At 60.2% G+C, this 15,703-nt stretch carries 10 protein-coding genes and 4 tRNA genes; all 14 read right to left on the reverse strand.

Annotated elements, in window-relative coordinates; all coding sequences use genetic code 11:
• Positions 1–16 precede the first annotated feature (16 nt).
• The 14 genes from rpoC to ACEOAC_RS00440 all read right to left on the reverse strand — a co-directional run bounded on the left by rpoC (position 17) and on the right by ACEOAC_RS00440 (position 15,647).
• Complete coding sequence (gene rpoC / locus ACEOAC_RS00375; protein WP_006465493.1) at positions 17–4,258, reverse strand: DNA-directed RNA polymerase subunit beta'; 4,242 nt, start codon at positions 4,256–4,258, stop codon at positions 17–19.
• Positions 4,259–4,501: 243 nt separating this feature from the next.
• Positions 4,502–8,608, reverse strand: a complete 4,107-nt coding sequence (gene rpoB / locus ACEOAC_RS00380; RefSeq protein WP_006465494.1) for a DNA-directed RNA polymerase subunit beta — start codon at positions 8,606–8,608, stop codon at positions 4,502–4,504.
• A 280-nt stretch (positions 8,609–8,888) separates the two neighbouring features.
• Positions 8,889–9,266: a 50S ribosomal protein L7/L12 gene (rplL, locus tag ACEOAC_RS00385; protein WP_006465495.1), complete on the reverse strand. Its 378-nt coding sequence runs from the start codon at positions 9,264–9,266 to the stop codon at positions 8,889–8,891.
• Positions 9,267–9,362: 96 nt separating this feature from the next.
• Positions 9,363–9,860, reverse strand: coding sequence for a 50S ribosomal protein L10 (gene rplJ, locus ACEOAC_RS00390; RefSeq protein WP_006465496.1), 498 nt, complete (start codon positions 9,858–9,860; stop codon positions 9,363–9,365).
• Positions 9,861–10,186: 326 nt separating this feature from the next.
• Complete coding sequence (rplA, locus tag ACEOAC_RS00395) at positions 10,187–10,882, reverse strand: 50S ribosomal protein L1 (protein WP_006465497.1); 696 nt, start codon at positions 10,880–10,882, stop codon at positions 10,187–10,189.
• Positions 10,882–11,313: a 50S ribosomal protein L11 gene (rplK, locus tag ACEOAC_RS00400; protein ID WP_006465498.1), complete on the reverse strand. Its 432-nt coding sequence runs from the start codon at positions 11,311–11,313 to the stop codon at positions 10,882–10,884. The genes rplA and rplK overlap by 1 nt, the downstream gene beginning before the upstream one ends.
• Before the next feature lie 158 nt (positions 11,314–11,471).
• Positions 11,472–12,062, reverse strand: a complete 591-nt coding sequence (nusG, locus tag ACEOAC_RS00405; protein ID WP_006465499.1) for a transcription termination/antitermination protein NusG — start codon at positions 12,060–12,062, stop codon at positions 11,472–11,474.
• Between the two features lies 1 nt (position 12,063).
• Entirely contained in the window at positions 12,064–12,444 is a 381-nt protein-coding gene (gene secE, locus ACEOAC_RS00410; RefSeq protein WP_006465500.1) for a preprotein translocase subunit SecE, read from the reverse strand.
• A 31-nt stretch (positions 12,445–12,475) separates the two neighbouring features.
• A tRNA-Trp gene (locus ACEOAC_RS00415) sits at positions 12,476–12,551 on the reverse strand.
• 73 nt (positions 12,552–12,624) lie between these two features.
• Positions 12,625–13,815 (reverse strand): elongation factor Tu, encoded by a 1,191-nt coding sequence (gene tuf, locus ACEOAC_RS00420; RefSeq protein WP_034312043.1) that lies wholly within the window; start codon positions 13,813–13,815, stop codon positions 12,625–12,627.
• Between the two features lie 80 nt (positions 13,816–13,895).
• Positions 13,896–13,970 (reverse strand) — tRNA-Thr (locus ACEOAC_RS00425).
• Between the two features lie 46 nt (positions 13,971–14,016).
• Positions 14,017–14,090, reverse strand: a tRNA-Gly gene (locus ACEOAC_RS00430).
• An 80-nt stretch (positions 14,091–14,170) separates the two neighbouring features.
• Positions 14,171–14,256 (reverse strand) — tRNA-Tyr (locus tag ACEOAC_RS00435).
• 128 nt (positions 14,257–14,384) lie between these two features.
• Entirely contained in the window at positions 14,385–15,647 is a 1,263-nt protein-coding gene (locus ACEOAC_RS00440; RefSeq protein ID WP_077234961.1) for an AmpG family muropeptide MFS transporter, read from the reverse strand.
• Between the last annotated feature and the right edge of the window lie 56 nt (positions 15,648–15,703).

Below are 15,703 nucleotides of genomic sequence, written 5' to 3' on the forward strand. Positions count from 1 at the left end.
CCTGACGATGCAGTGCTTACGCTTCGCCTTCGACACCACCGAAGGATTCGGCCGAGGAGACTTCCTCGTCGCCGAACTCGGAGCGGGAGGCACGTTCGGCTTCGAGCAGTGCTGCGCGCTCTTCGGCTTCCCATGCATCCTTTTCCTTGCGGGCGCGGTGGAAGGCCAGGCCGGTACCCGCCGGGATCAGGCGGCCGACGATGACGTTTTCCTTCAGACCGCGCAGGCCGTCCTTCTTGCCCATGATCGCGGCTTCGGTCAGCACGCGGGTGGTTTCCTGGAACGATGCGGCCGAGATGAAGGAGTCGGTCGACAGCGATGCCTTGGTAATACCCAGCAGCACGTTTTCGTAGGTCGCCGGGATCTTGCCTTCGGCGTTCACGCGGTCGTTTTCGTCCAGCAGTTCGGAGCGCTCGACCTGCTCACCGGTGATGTAGTTGGTGTCGCCCGGCTCCACCACTTGCACGCGGCGCAGCATCTGGCGCACGATCACTTCGATGTGCTTGTCGTTGATCTTCACGCCCTGCAGACGGTACACGTCCTGCACTTCGTCGACGATGTAACGGGCCAGCGCTTCGATACCCAGCAGACGCAGGATGTCCTGCGGGTCGGCCGGGCCGTCCACGATCATTTCGCCCTTGTTCACCACCTGGCCATCGTGCACCAGCACCTGCTTGTCCTTGGTGATCAGGAACTCGTGCTTGGTGCCTTCCATGTCGGTGATTTCCAGACGCTGCTTGCCCTTGGTTTCCTTGCCGAAAGCAACGGTACCAGTGACTTCGGCCAGCATGCCGGCGTCCTTGGGCGAACGTGCTTCGAACAGTTCGGCCACGCGCGGCAGACCACCGGTAATGTCACGGGTCTTCTGCGATTCGGTCGGGATACGGGCCAGCACTTCACCCACATGCACCTGCTGACCGTCCTTGACGGTGATCAGTGCGCCGACCTGGAAGCCGATGGTCACCGAGTGTTCGGTGCCGGCGATCTTCACTTCTTCGCCCTGTTCGTTCAACAGCTTGACCTGCGGACGCATGACCTTGGAGGACGGACCACGACGCTTCGCATCGATGACCACCAGGGTCGACAGACCGGTGACTTCGTCGATCTGCTTGGCCACGGTGGAGCCTTCTTCCACGTTCTCGAACTTCACGGTACCGGAGTACTCGGTGATGATAGGACGGGTCAGCGGATCCCAGGTCGCCAGTGCGGTACCAGCCTTGATGGTCATGCCATCCTTGACGATCAGGGTGGCGCCGTACGGCACTTTGTGACGCTCGCGCTCACGACCCAGGTCGTCGGTAATCAACACTTCGCCGGAACGGGAAATGACGATCTGTTCACCCTTGCCATTGGTCACGTAACGCATCGTGGCGGTGAAGCGCACGGTACCGTTGGACTTGGCTTCCACCGAGGAGGCCACCGCTGCACGCGATGCCGCACCACCGATGTGGAAGGTACGCATGGTCAGCTGGGTACCCGGCTCACCGATGGACTGCGCTGCCACCACGCCGACGGCTTCGCCGGAGTTGACCAGCAGGCCACGGCCCAGGTCGCGCCCGTAGCACTTGGCGCACAGACCATAACGGGTATCGCAGGTCAGCGGGGTGCGGACCTTGACTTCGTCGATGCCCATGCGTTCGATCTCTTCGACCTTGTCTTCATCCAGCAGGGTGCCGGCTTCGAACAGGGTGGCTTGATCTTCCGGATTGACGATGTCGGTCGCAGCCACGCGGCCCAGGATACGGTCGCGCAGGGCTTCGATGACTTCACCGCCTTCGACCAGCGCCTTCATGGCCGAACCGTTGGAGGTGCCGCAATCGTCTTCGATCACGACCAGATCCTGGGTCACGTCCACCAGACGACGGGTCAGGTAACCGGAGTTGGCGGTCTTCAGCGCGGTGTCGGCCAGACCCTTACGGGCGCCGTGCGTCGAGATGAAGTACTGCAACACGTTCAGGCCTTCGCGGAAGTTCGCGGTAATCGGCGTCTCGATGATGGAGCCGTCAGGCTTGGCCATCAGGCCGCGCATACCAGCCAGCTGGCGGATCTGGGCGGCCGAACCACGGGCGCCGGAGTCGGCCATCATGTAAATCGCGTTGAACGATTCCTGGGTGGTCTTCTTGCCTTCGCGCGTGACGACGTCTTCCACCTTCAGCTGGTCCATCATTGCCTTGCCGACTTCGTCACCGGCCTTGCCCCAGATGTCCACGACCTTGTTGTAGCGCTCGCCCGCGGTCACCAGACCGGAGGAGTACTGCTGCTCGATCTGCTTGACTTCGGACTCGGCAGCGGCGATCAGGGTGGCCTTTTGCGGCGGCACCAGCATGTCGTCCACGCAGATCGAGATACCGGCGCGGGTCGCCAGGCGGAAGCCCGACTGCATCAGCTGGTCGGCAAACACGACGGTGGCACGCAGACCGCACTTGCGGAAGGACGTGTTGATCAGCTTGGAGATTTCCTTCTTCTTCAGCGCGCGGTTCAGCACCGAGAACGGCAGGCCCTTGGGCAGGATCTCGGAGAGGATGGCGCGGCCGATGGTGGTCTCGTAGCGCTTGACGGTACGCACGAATTCGCCGGTGACCGGGTCCTTCGGATGTTCGACGATACGCACCGTGATACGGGTCGCCAGCTCGACTTCCTTGTTGTCGTAGGCGCGGATCACTTCCGAGACGTCCTGGAACATCATGCCTTCGTTCTTGCCGTTGATGGCTTCACGGGTGGCATAGTACAGACCCAGCACGATATCCTGGGACGGCACGATGGACGGTTCGCCGTTGGACGGGAACAGGATGTTGTTGGAGGCCAGCATCAGGGTGCGGGCTTCCATCTGCGCTTCGATCGACAGCGGAACGTGGACGGCCATCTGGTCGCCGTCGAAGTCGGCGTTGAACGCCGCGCAGACCAGCGGGTGCAGCTGGATCGCCTTGCCTTCGATCAGGACCGGCTCGAACGCCTGGATGCCCAGACGGTGCAGGGTCGGCGCGCGGTTCAGCATGACCGGGTGTTCGCGGATGACTTCTTCCAGGATGTCCCAGACCACCGGTTCCTGTGCTTCCACCAGCTTCTTGGCAGCCTTGATGGTGGTCGACAGACCCATCAGTTCCAGCTTGTTGAAGATGAAGGGCTTGAACAGTTCCAGGGCCATCAGCTTGGGCAGGCCGCACTGGTGCAGCTTGAGCTGCGGACCCACCACGATGACCGAACGGCCCGAGTAGTCCACGCGCTTGCCCAGCAGGTTCTGACGGAAACGACCGCCCTTGCCCTTGATCATTTCGGCCAGCGACTTCAGCGGGCGCTTGTTGGCGCCGGTCATGGCCTTGCCGCGACGACCGTTGTCCAGCAGCGAGTCAACCGCTTCCTGCAGCATGCGCTTTTCGTTGCGCGTGATGATTTCAGGCGCGCGCAGTTCCATCAGGCGCTTCAGACGGTTGTTGCGGTTGATGACGCGGCGGTACAGGTCGTTCAGGTCGGAGGTCGCGAAGCGGCCGCCATCCAGCGGCACCAGCGGACGCAGTTCCGGCGGCAGCACGGGCAGCACTTCCATGATCATCCACTCAGGCTTGATGCCCGAGCGCTGGAACGCCTCCAACACCTTCAGGCGCTTGGCGTACTTCTTGATCTTGGCTTCGGACTTGGAGTCCTTGAGTTCCTGGCGCAGGGTTTCCGCTTCGCGGTCGATGTCGATCGAGCGCAGCAGTTCGCGGATACCTTCGGCGCCCATGAAGGCGATGAAGTCGTCACCGTACTCTTCGTACTTGGCGGCGTAGTCGTCTTCGGACATGATCTGGCACTTCTTCAGCGGGGTCATGCCGGGATCGGTCACGACATAGGCTTCGAAGTACAGCACGCGCTCGATGTCGCGCAGGGTCATGTCCAGCACCATGCCCAGACGGGATGGCAGCGACTTCAGGAACCAGATGTGGGCAGTGGGGGAAGCCAGCTCGATGTGGCCCATGCGCTCACGGCGCACCTTGGCCAGGGTCACTTCCACGCCGCACTTCTCGCAGATCACGCCGCGGTGCTTCAGGCGCTTGTACTTGCCGCACAGGCACTCGTAGTCCTTGATGGGGCCAAAGATCTTGGCGCAGAACAGGCCATCGCGCTCGGGCTTGAAGGTACGGTAGTTGATGGTTTCCGGCTTCTTGACTTCGCCGAAGGACCACGAGCGGATCTTGTCAGGCGAAGCCAGACCGATCTTGATCGCGTCGAATTGTTCGTTTTGCTGGACTTGCTTGAATAGATCGAGCAGTGCTTTCATGTATCACTCCAGGTTGGCGTGAAAAAACTAAATTTACGTGTGGCCGGTTCACCCTGCTTAACCCTGTTCGCATCGGCGGGAGAGCCAACGAAAGCGCTGTTTCGTGGTGCCGCTCGATACCGGGACAGACCTCCCCAGCTTACTGCCGTACTTCTCTTGAATCTCGTGATTCGCTGATACTGAATTCTCGCTTCGCCGGAAAGACCGGCGGGGTGCGCAGCCTGCGCCGCGCACCCCTTTACATCATTCGCGTTCCAGGTCGATGTCGATACCCAGCGAGCGGATTTCCTTCACCAACACGTTGAAGGATTCCGGCATGCCGGCGTCGATCACGTGATCGCCCTTGACCAGGTTCTCGTAGACCTTGGTACGGCCGTTCACGTCGTCGGACTTGACGGTCAGCATTTCCTGCAGGACGTAGGAGGCGCCATAGGCTTCCAGTGCCCACACTTCCATTTCGCCGAAACGCTGGCCGCCGAACTGTGCCTTGCCGCCCAGCGGTTGCTGGGTCACCAGCGAGTACGGGCCGGTGGAACGTGCGTGCATCTTGTCGTCGACCAGGTGGTGCAGCTTCAGGTAGTGCATGTAGCCCACCGTCACGGTACGCTCGAAGGCTTCACCGGTACGGCCGTCATACATGGTGACCTGGTTCTTGGACGGGGTCATGCCCAGCTGCTTGGCGATCGGATCCGGGTAGGCCAGGTCCAGCATGCGGCGGGTTTCGTCCTCGTGCGCACCGTCGAACACCGGGGTCGCGAAGGGCACGCCCTTCTTCAGGTTTTCCACCAGCTCGACGATTTCCTCGTCGCTGAACTTGTCCAGCTCTTCCTGCTTGCCGGATTCGTTGTAGATCGTGGTCAGGAACTTGCGCAGTTCGGCGATCTTGGCCTGTGCCTGCACCATTTCGCCCAGACGCAGGCCCAGGCCCTTGGCGGCCCAACCCAGGTGAACTTCCAACACCTGACCGACGTTCATACGCGAAGGCACGCCCAGCGGGTTCAGCACGATGTCGGCGGGGGTACCGTCGGCCATGTGCGGCATGTCTTCGATCGGCAGGATGCGGGAAACCACACCCTTGTTACCGTGACGACCGGCCATCTTGTCGCCTGGCTGCAGGCGACGCTTCACGGCCAGGTAGACCTTGACCATCTTCTGCACGCCCGGCGGCAATTCGTCGCCCTGGGTCAGCTTCTTGCGCTTCTCTTCGAAGGCCAGGTCGAACTGGTGACGCTTCTCGGCGATGGATTCCTTGATGGCCTCCAGTGCGTTGGCGATGTCATCGTCGGCCGGACGGATGTCGAACCAGTGGAACTTGTCCAGATCGTCCAGGTAGGCCTTGTCCAGCTTGGTGCCCTTGACCAGCTTCTTGGGGCCGCCATTGGCGACCTTGCCGATCAGCAGGCGTTCCAGACGCTGGAAGGCATCGCCTTCCACGATACGCAGCTGGTCGTTCAGGTCCAGGCGATAGCGCTTGAGTTCATCGTCGATGATCTGCTGGGCGCGCTTGTCGCGCTGGATGCCTTCGCGGGTGAACACCTGCACGTCGATCACGGTGCCGACCATGCCCGAGGGCACGCGCAGCGAGGTGTCCTTCACGTCGGAAGCCTTCTCGCCGAAGATCGCGCGCAGCAGCTTCTCTTCCGGGGTCAGCTGGGTCTCGCCCTTCGGGGTGACCTTACCGACCAGGGTGTCGCCGGCTTCGACTTCAGCGCCGATGTAGACGATGCCCGATTCATCCAGACGCGCCAGCTGGTTCTCGGCCAGGTTGGAGATGTCGCGGGTGATTTCTTCAGCGCCCAGCTTGGTGTCACGGGCGACCACCGACAGTTCCTCGATATGGATCGAGGTGTAGCGGTCATCGGCCACGACCTTTTCGGAGATCAGGATCGAGTCTTCGAAGTTGTAGCCGTTCCAGGGCATGAAGGCCACCAGCATGTTCTGGCCCAGTGCCAGTTCGCCCATGTCGGTCGAGGCGCCGTCGGCGATCACGTCGTGCTTGGCGACGCGGTCACCGATCTTGACGATCGGACGCTGGTTGATGTTGGTGTTCTGGTTGGAACGGGTGTACTTGATCAGGTTGTAGATGTCCACACCGACTTCGCCGGCTTGCGCCTCGTCGTCGTTGACGCGGATCACCACACGGCCTGCATCGACGTAGTCCACCACGCCGCCACGCAGGGCTTGCACGGTGGTACCGGAGTCAACTGCCACGGTACGCTCGATGCCGGTGCCGACCAGCGGCTTTTCCGGACGCAGGCAAGGCACGGCCTGGCGCTGCATGTTGGCGCCCATCAGTGCACGGTTCGCGTCATCGTGCTCCAGGAACGGAATCAGCGAGGCTGCCACCGACACCACCTGGCCCGGGGCCACGTCCATGTACTGCACGCGCTCGGGCGAGACCAGGATGGTTTCGCCGGCTTCACGGGCCGACACCAGTTCGTCGGACAGCTTGCCTTCGCCGTCGATGGTCGCGTTCGCCTGGGCGATCACGTAACGACCTTCTTCGATGGCCGACAGGTAGTCGATCTGGTTGGTGACCTTGCTGCCCTCGACCTTGCGGTACGGGGTTTCCAGGAAGCCGTATTCGTTCAGGCGGGCGTACAGCGCCAGCGAGTTGATCAGGCCGATGTTCGGGCCTTCAGGCGTTTCGATCGGGCAGACGCGGCCGTAGTGGGTCGGGTGCACGTCGCGCACTTCAAAGCCGGCGCGTTCGCGGGTCAGACCGCCAGGGCCCAGGGCGGAAACGCGACGCTTGTGCGTGATTTCCGACAGCGGGTTGGTCTGGTCCATGAACTGCGACAGCTGCGAGGAACCGAAGAACTCACGGATGGCAGCCGAGATCGGCTTGGAGTTGATCAGGTCGTGCGGCATCAGGTTGTCCGCTTCGGCCTGGCCGAGGCGTTCCTTGACGGCGCGCTCCACGCGCACCAGGCCGGCACGGAACTGGTTCTCGGCCAGTTCGCCCACGCAACGCACGCGACGGTTACCCAGGTGGTCGATGTCATCGACTTCGCCACGGCCGTTACGCAGTTCGACCAGGATCTTGATGACGGCCAGGATGTCGTCATTGGACAGCGTCATGGTGCCGGTCAGCTCATCGCGACCGACGCGACGGTTGAACTTCATGCGGCCCACGGCCGACAGGTCGTAGCGGTCTTCGCTGTAGAACAGGCCGTTGAACAGGGCTTCCACGGACTCTTCGGTCGGCGGTTCGCCAGGACGCATCATGCGATAGATCGCCACGCGTGCGGCGGTCTGGTCGGCGGTGTCGTCGGTGCGCAGGGTCTGCGAGATGTAGCCGCCCTGGTCCAGGTCGTTGGTGTACAGGGTCTGGATGGCCGAGATGTTGGCTTCGCGCAGCTTGGCCAGCAGGTCTTCGGTCAGCTCGTCGTTGGCGCTGGCGACCACTTCGCCGGTGTCCGGATCGACGATGTTCTTGGCCAGGACGCGGCCCAGCAGATAGTCTTCAGGCACGGAGATGTGCTTGATGCCGGCGGCTTCGATGTCACGCACGTGCTTGGCGTTGATGCGCTTGTCCTTGGCGACCATCACCTTGCCCGACTTGTCGGTGATGTCGAAACGTGCGACTTCACCGCGCAGGCGCTCGGAGACGAACTCCATGTCCGCGCCTTCGGCGTGCAGGTTGAAGTTGTCGAAGACGAAGAAGTTCGCCAGGATCTGCTCGGAGGTCATGCCGATGGCCTTCAGCAGGATCGTCACCGGCATCTTGCGGCGGCGGTCGACGCGGAAGAACAGGATGTCCTTCGGATCGAATTCGAAGTCCAGCCAGGAGCCACGGTAAGGAATGATGCGGGCCGAGAAGAGCAACTTGCCCGACGAGTGCGTCTTGCCGCGGTCGTGTTCGAAGAACACGCCCGGGGAGCGGTGCAGCTGGGACACGATCACGCGCTCGGTGCCGTTGATGACGAAGGAACCGGTGGTGGTCATCAGGGGCAGTTCGCCCATGTAGACTTCCTGTTCCTTCATTTCCTTGACGACCGGCTTGGTGGGCGACTCCTTGTCCAGGATCACCAGGCGCACCTTGGCACGCAGCGGGGACGCGAAGGTCAGGCCTCGTTGTTGGCACTCTTTGACATCAAACGGCGGAGCGCCCAGCACATACGACAGGAATTCGAGACGCGCAAAACCATTGTGCGACACGATGGGGAAAATCGAGGTGAAAGCCGATTGCAGGCCTTCGTTCTTGCGTTCTGATGCGATGCGTTCGGGTTGCAGGAAATTCTGATACGACTCGATCTGAGTCGCGAGCAGGAACGGAACGTTGTGGACGTTTGCGCGTTTCGCGAAGGACTTGCGAATGCGCTTCTTCTCAGTAAATGAGTAGTGCATGGACACTCCGTGAGTGACAGGAAGGATAGAGAGTTCAAGATTCGATCAAACCGCGCGACTTGCCGGTCAAGCAGGTCCGGGTTATCGGCACTCAAATCTTCAAATGTCTACCCTAGTTTTTTGCTGCGATCGCGCTTAATATTCCCGACAACGAACACTGCGGCGCATCAATTCCACCAGCAAAAATAAGAAACGACAAAGGAGCCAAAGCCGAATCCCTTTTTCAAGGGATTCTGCACTTTGACTCCGGAGTAATGACTCGCCTTGGTAGGCAAGAGAATTACTTCAGTTCGGCCTTGGCGCCAGCTTCTTCCAGCTTCTTCTTGGCAGCTTCAGCGTCAGCCTTGGCGATGCCTTCCTTGACCGGCTTCGGTGCACCGTCAACCAGATCCTTGGCTTCCTTCAGACCCAGGCCGGTGATTTCACGGACGGCCTTGATGACGCCGACCTTGTTGGCGCCGACTTCAGCCAGCACAACGGTGAATTCGGTCTGTTCTTCAGCAGCAGCAGCGCCACCAGCAGCGCCACCGGCGGCCGGAGCAGCCATAGCGGCAGCGGAAACACCAAACTTCTCTTCGAATGCCTTGACCAGGTCATTCAGTTCCATCACGGACAGCGCGCCAACGGCTTCCAGGATGTCTTCTTTGCTAATTGCCATTTGAAACTCCTAAATTTATTTCGGTAATAACATCAGATTGGTAATGACGCGAAAGCGTCGAAACAGCAGAGCGGGGCCGCCAAGGGCGGCCGTGCATCATGCGGCTTCGGCTTCCTTCTTGGCTGCCAGAGCAGCCAGAGCGCGCGCAAAGCCCGACACCGGAGCCTGCATCATGCCCAGGACCTGGGCCAGCAGAACTTCGCGAGACGGGATGTTTGCCAGCGAAGCAACAGCAGCCTTGTCCAGCTGCTTGCCTTCGTAGTTACCTGCCTTCACAACCAGCTTGTCGTTGGTCTTGGCAAAGTCCGACAGGACTTTGGCAGCGGCCACGGCATCTTCCGAGATCGAGTAGATCAGCGGACCGGTCAGTTGCGGGGCGAGGTCGGCAAACTTCGTGCCTTCAACAGCGCGACGAGCCAGCGTGTTTTTCAACACGCGCAGGTACACGCCTTGGGCACGCGCTTGTGCGCGCAGTTGCGTCAAGGAACCAACCTGGATGCCACGGTATTCGGCCACGACGATCGTTTGCGCAGTTGCAACCTTTGCGGAAACTTCGGCGACGACGGCCTTCTTGTCATTCAGATTGAGACTCAAGATCAACCTCCAAAAATAGTGCTCGGCCACCACACAGGCCACTGCCTGCTTGCCTTGCACCGGTTCGAACACGGCGTCCGACGTTTAGGAGTTCACTGCAGCATAGGGCAAAACTGAAAATGCTGCCTGAGACCACAAAACTTGCTCGGGTTCACCATCTGCGTTGGGTCAACTGAACTTTCGTACAGCCTTTTTAACTTTGGCCGGCTTGTTGCTGCCGGCTTCCGCCCAACGGTCTTTGAAGGCCTGCCGTCATTATCGAGACAATAACGACAGCCCAAAGAGATGCCCCGCTTCCGTGAGGAAACGGGGACTATATTGCTTGCTTAGGCCGCCAGGGAAGCCTGGTCCACGCGAACGCCAGCGCCCATGGTGGACGACAGAGCGATCTTGCGCAGGTACACACCCTTGCTGCTGGCCGGCTTGGCCTTGTTCAGGGCATCGATCAGGGCCAGCAGGTTGGCCTTCAGATCGGCGTCGGAGAACGACTTGCGGCCGATGGTAGCGTGGATGATGCCGGACTTGTCGGTACGGTATTGCACCTGACCAGCCTTGGCGTTCTTGACAGCGGTAGCGACGTCGGGGGTCACGGTGCCAACCTTCGGGTTAGGCATCAGGCCGCGGGGGCCCAGGATCTGGCCCAGGGTACCGACGATACGCATGGTGTCGGGCGAGGCGATGACGATGTCAAACGGCATGTCGCCGGCCTTCACGCGCTCTGCCAGGTCTTCCATGCCGACCACGTCAGCGCCAGCTGCCTTGGCAGCTTCAGCCTTGTCGCCGGATGCGAACACGGCCACGCGAACAGTCTTGCCAGTACCGGCAGGCAGCACCACCGAACCACGAACGACCTGGTCCGACTTCTTGGCGTCCACGCCCAGCTGGACGGAGACGTCGATCGATTCATTGAACTTCGCGGTTGCGAATTCCTTGATCAGGGAAACGGCGTTGTCGAACGGATAGGCCTTGGTACGATCGACCTTTTCCTTCATTGCCTTGACGCGCTTGGATACCTTAGCCATTACAGACCCTCCACCGTGATGCCCATCGAACGTGCGGAACCAGCGATGGTACGCACGGCAGCTTCCAGATCAGCAGCGGTCAGGTCCGGCTTCTTCTGGGTTGCGATCTCTTCCGCTTGCTTGCGGGTGATCGAGCCGACCTTGTCGGTATGCGGCTTGGCGGAACCCTTCTGGATACCAGCAGCCTTCTTGATCAGGATGGTCGCCGGCGGCGTCTTCATCACGAAGGTGAAGGACTTGTCCGCGAAGGCGGTGATCACGACCGGAATCGGCAGACCCGGCTCAACACCTTGGGTCTGGGCGTTGAACGCCTTGCAGAATTCCATGATGTTCAGACCGCGCTGACCCAGCGCAGGGCCGATCGGGGGGGACGGGTTTGCTTTACCAGCTGGCACTTGCAGCTTGATAAAACCAATAATCTTCTTTGCCATGACGGCTCCTTATTGATTGAGTTGTAGCGCCGATTCGTTGGCCTTGCGGCTTTCTACTTGGGCTCCTCGGATTGCTGGATTGGCAGACGATGACTTGTCCGGTGCGCTCCAGCGGGCGCTGAAAACTTGACAGGGAAAGGCGGGATTCCGGAGCGGGATCAGACTTTTTCCAGTTGGCCGAACTCGAGTTCGACCGGGGTGGCGCGACCGAAGATGGTCACCGAGACGCGCACGCGCGATTTCTCGTAGTTCACTTCCTCGACGTTGCCGTTGAAATCGGTGAACGGGCCTTCCTTGATGCGGACCATTTCGCCCACTTCGTAGAGCACCTTTGGACGGGGCTTCTCAACGCCTTCCTGCATCTGGCGGAGCAGCGAATCCACTTCGCGCTGGGGCAGCGGGGTCGGACGATTCGACTTGCCGCCGATGAAACCGGTCACTTTGGCGGTGTTCTTCACCAGGTGCCAGGTTTCGTCCGTCATTTCCATCTCGACCAGGACATAGCCCGGGAAGAAACGACGCTCGGTCACCGACTTGTGACCATTCTTCATATCAACGACTTCTTCAGTCGGCACCAGGATCTGGCCGAACTGTTCTTGCATGCCGGCGCGGTTGATGCGCTCGGTCAGCGCGCGCTGCACGCTCTTTTCCATGCCGGAATACGCATGCACCACGTACCAGCGCTTATTTCCGGCGCCTGAAACGCTTTGCGCACCAATCGGTGCGCTGTCTTGCGTGCTATCGCTCATGTTATTTCCAGCCCAAAATTACGTCGTACAACAGGAACTCGAGCAACTTGTCCGTACCCCACAGGAAGATGGCCATGACCAGCACGAAGGCGAATACCACCGCGGTGATCTGCATGGCTTCCTTGCGGGTGGGCCAGACGACTTTCTTGGTTTCTCGCACGGACTCCTTGGCGAAACCGACGAAGCCGCGGCCTTGTGCAGAGGTCCAGGCAAACGCCACAGCCACCAGCAGACCGGCGACCAGGGCGACAGCACGCACCGGAGTCGACTGATCAGACAACACAAAAAAACCGACCACGCCTGCAACCACAGCCACGATCGCCAGTGCGATCTTGATCTTGTCGTTGGAGGTGTTGACGGTTTGAACTGGCTGGCTAGACATATTTACTTTCAGTACCCTGCACCAGATTCGGTGGCAGGGGCGGAGGGCATCGAACCCCCAACCTTCGGTTTTGGAGACCGACGCTCTGCCAATTGAGCTACGCCCCTACAAAAACTCGCGATTGAGACACGAATGCCGCGATACGTTACGCACCGCGGCAAAGTGTTTTACAGCTTGATCTTAGTCGAAGATCTTGGCGACGACGCCGGCGCCGACGGTACGACCGCCTTCACGGATGGCGAAACGCAGACCTTCTTCCATGGCGATCGGGTTGATCAGTTGCACGGTGATCGACACGTTGTCGCCCGGCATGACCATTTCCTTGTCCTTCGGCAGTTCGATCGCACCGGTCACGTCAGTGGTACGGAAGTAGAACTGCGGACGGTAGTTGTTGAAGAACGGGGTGTGACGGCCGCCTTCGTCCTTCGACAGAACATAGATCTCGCCGGTGAAGTGCTTGTGCGGCTTGATCGAACCCGGCTTGGCCAGAACCTGGCCGCGCTGCACGTCTTCACGCTTGGTACCACGCAGCAGAACGCCAACGTTGTCACCAGCTTGACCTTGGTCCAGCAGCTTGCGGAACATTTCCACGCCGGTGCAAGTGGTCTTCTGGGTGTCGGCGATACCGACGATTTCGATTTCCTCGCCGACCTTGATGATGCCGCGCTCAACGCGACCAGTCACCACGGTGCCACGACCGGAGATCGAGAACACGTCTTCCACCGGCATCAGGAAGGTACCGTCAACAGCACGTTCCGGGGTCGGGATGTAGGTGTCCAGCGCTTCAGCCAGGGCCATGATCGCTTGCTCGCCCAGGGGACCGGTGTCGCCTTCCAGCGCCAGCTTGGCCGAACCCTTCACGATGGGCAGGTCGTCGCCAGGGAACTCGTACTTCGACAGCAGTTCACGGACTTCCATTTCCACCAGTTCCAGCAGCTCTTCGTCATCCACCATGTCAGCCTTGTTCAGGAAGACGATGATGTAAGGAACGCCGACCTGACGGGACAGCAGGATGTGTTCACGGGTCTGGGGCATCGGGCCGTCAGCGGCCGAGCACACCAGAATCGCGCCGTCCATCTGCGCAGCGCCGGTGATCATGTTCTTCACATAGTCGGCGTGGCCTGGGCAGTCAACGTGCGCGTAGTGACGATTGGCGGTTTCGTACTCGACGTGCGCGGTGTTGATGGTGATGCCGCGGGCCTTTTCTTCAGGCGCTGCGTCGATCTGGTCGTATGCCTTCGCTTCGCCGCCGAACTTCTTCGACAGAACGGTTGCGATTGCAGCGGTCAGGGTGGTCTTGCCGTGGTCAACGTGACCGATGGTACCGACGTTCACGTGCGGCTTGGTCCGTTCAAACTTGCCTTTTGCCATCTTAGACTCCTAGATTTGATGAGAATGTCCAGGCAACACGCCCGACTGATTACTGACTTGTCAGCGATACGACGAGAAACTGGTGCCCTTGACGTGGATTGAACACGTGGCCTCTCCCTTACCAAGGGAGTGCTCTACCACTGAGCTACAAGGGCATTTTTCCGACTGCACAACAACCAAACATGCAACCGGACCAAAACTTGGAGCGGGTGAAGGGAATCGAACCCTCGTCTTAAGCTTGGAAGGCTTCAGCTCTACCATTGAGCTACACCCGCGAGGAAACAACTTTCACTTCACAACCGCCGCGTCTTTCGATCGCGTATGTACTGCAGGACTGCTTTGACTCCCGGCCTAATGGTGGAGAGGGCTGGATTCGAACCAGCGTACTCGTAAGAGGGCAGATTTACAGTCTGCTGCCATTAACCACTCGGCCACCTCTCCGTGCAGGGAACTCAAAACTATAGAGGAACATCTTTGGACTGTCAACTATATTTTCGCTTCAGGGCTAAATATTTCATCGACTGCCGGATATTGCTCAGAGGAACGACCCGCGACGTTTTTTCGAATCTTCAGGCTTTTTGTGTCTGCGACTCAACCGGCTTTTCATTCCAGGGCGCAATTCTAGGCAACATCAGCATTCCAGGCAAGGCCAGAACGAAGCAAATCAGAAAAAAATTTAACCAGCCGGTGTCAGCGACGATATAACCGACCGAAGAATTGACGAAAGTCCGGGGTACGGCCATCAAACTGGTGAACAGCGCGAACTGGGTGGCGGTATAGCGTGGATCGGTCTCGCGCATGATATAGGCGACGAAGGCCGTGGTTCCCAGGCCGACGCCGAAGGCCTCCAGCCCGATCACCACCGCCAGCACTGGCAGGCTGGCGCCGACATGGGCCAGCCAGGCAAAGCCCAGGATAGGTACCGCCTGCAGCACGCCAAACACCCACAGACCGCGATTGATGCCCAGCCGCACCATCCAGATGCCACCGATGATGCCGCCGGCCACGCTGGCCCAGAGACTGGTGGTCTTGGAAACGACGCCGATCTCGGTCATCGAGAAGCCCAGATCGATGTAGAACTTGGTGGCCAGCGCCGTGGCCATGCTGTCGCCCAGCTTGTAGAGGAAGATGAAGCCCAGCACCCAGAGCGCATTGCCCCAGCCGCCACGGGCGATGAATTCGCGGAAAGGCAGCACCACGGCTTCGTAGAGGCTCTTGGGCGGCGTCCCATAGACCTTGGGCTCCTTCACCAGCAGCGAGCAGAGCAGCCCCGGCAGCATGAAGGCGGCGGTGATCCAGAACACGGTGGACCACGGCATCTGGTCAGCCAGCACCAGCGAGAGAGCGCCGGGCACCATGCCGGAGAGCTTGTAGGCGTTGACGTGGATGGCGCTGCCCAGGCCCAGTTCAGCCTCGGGCAGGATTTCACGCCGGTAGGCGTCGATGGCGATGTCCTGGCTGGCCGAGAGGAAGGCCACCACCGAGGCCATGAAGGCGATCGTGCTGACATCGGTCAGCGGGTCCAGCATGCCCATGCCGCCGATGGCGAGGAACAGCAGCAGCTGCGTGAACACCATCCACCCGCGTCGCCGGCCCATGCCACCGAAGTGGAAGCGGTCCATCAGCGGCGACCAGACGAACTTCCAGGTGTAGGGAAACATCACCAGCGCGAACAACCCGAGGGTCTTCACGTTCAGACCGGACTTGGCCAGCCACGCCTGCAGCAGGCTCAACAGAATGAACAGCGGAAGGCCGGAAGTGAAGCCGAGGAAGACGCAGATCAGCATGCGCCGGTTCAGGTATTGGTGCCAGGAAGCGGCGGGTGCAGTCATGGGCGGGTCGGCTCGAAAAACACGGGATATGAAAGAAAAAACGCCGGAGGCCAGCG

It is taken from the genome of Herbaspirillum frisingense, from assembly GCF_047325095.1.
In the GTDB taxonomy this organism is placed as follows: domain Bacteria; phylum Pseudomonadota; class Gammaproteobacteria; order Burkholderiales; family Burkholderiaceae_D; genus Herbaspirillum; species Herbaspirillum frisingense.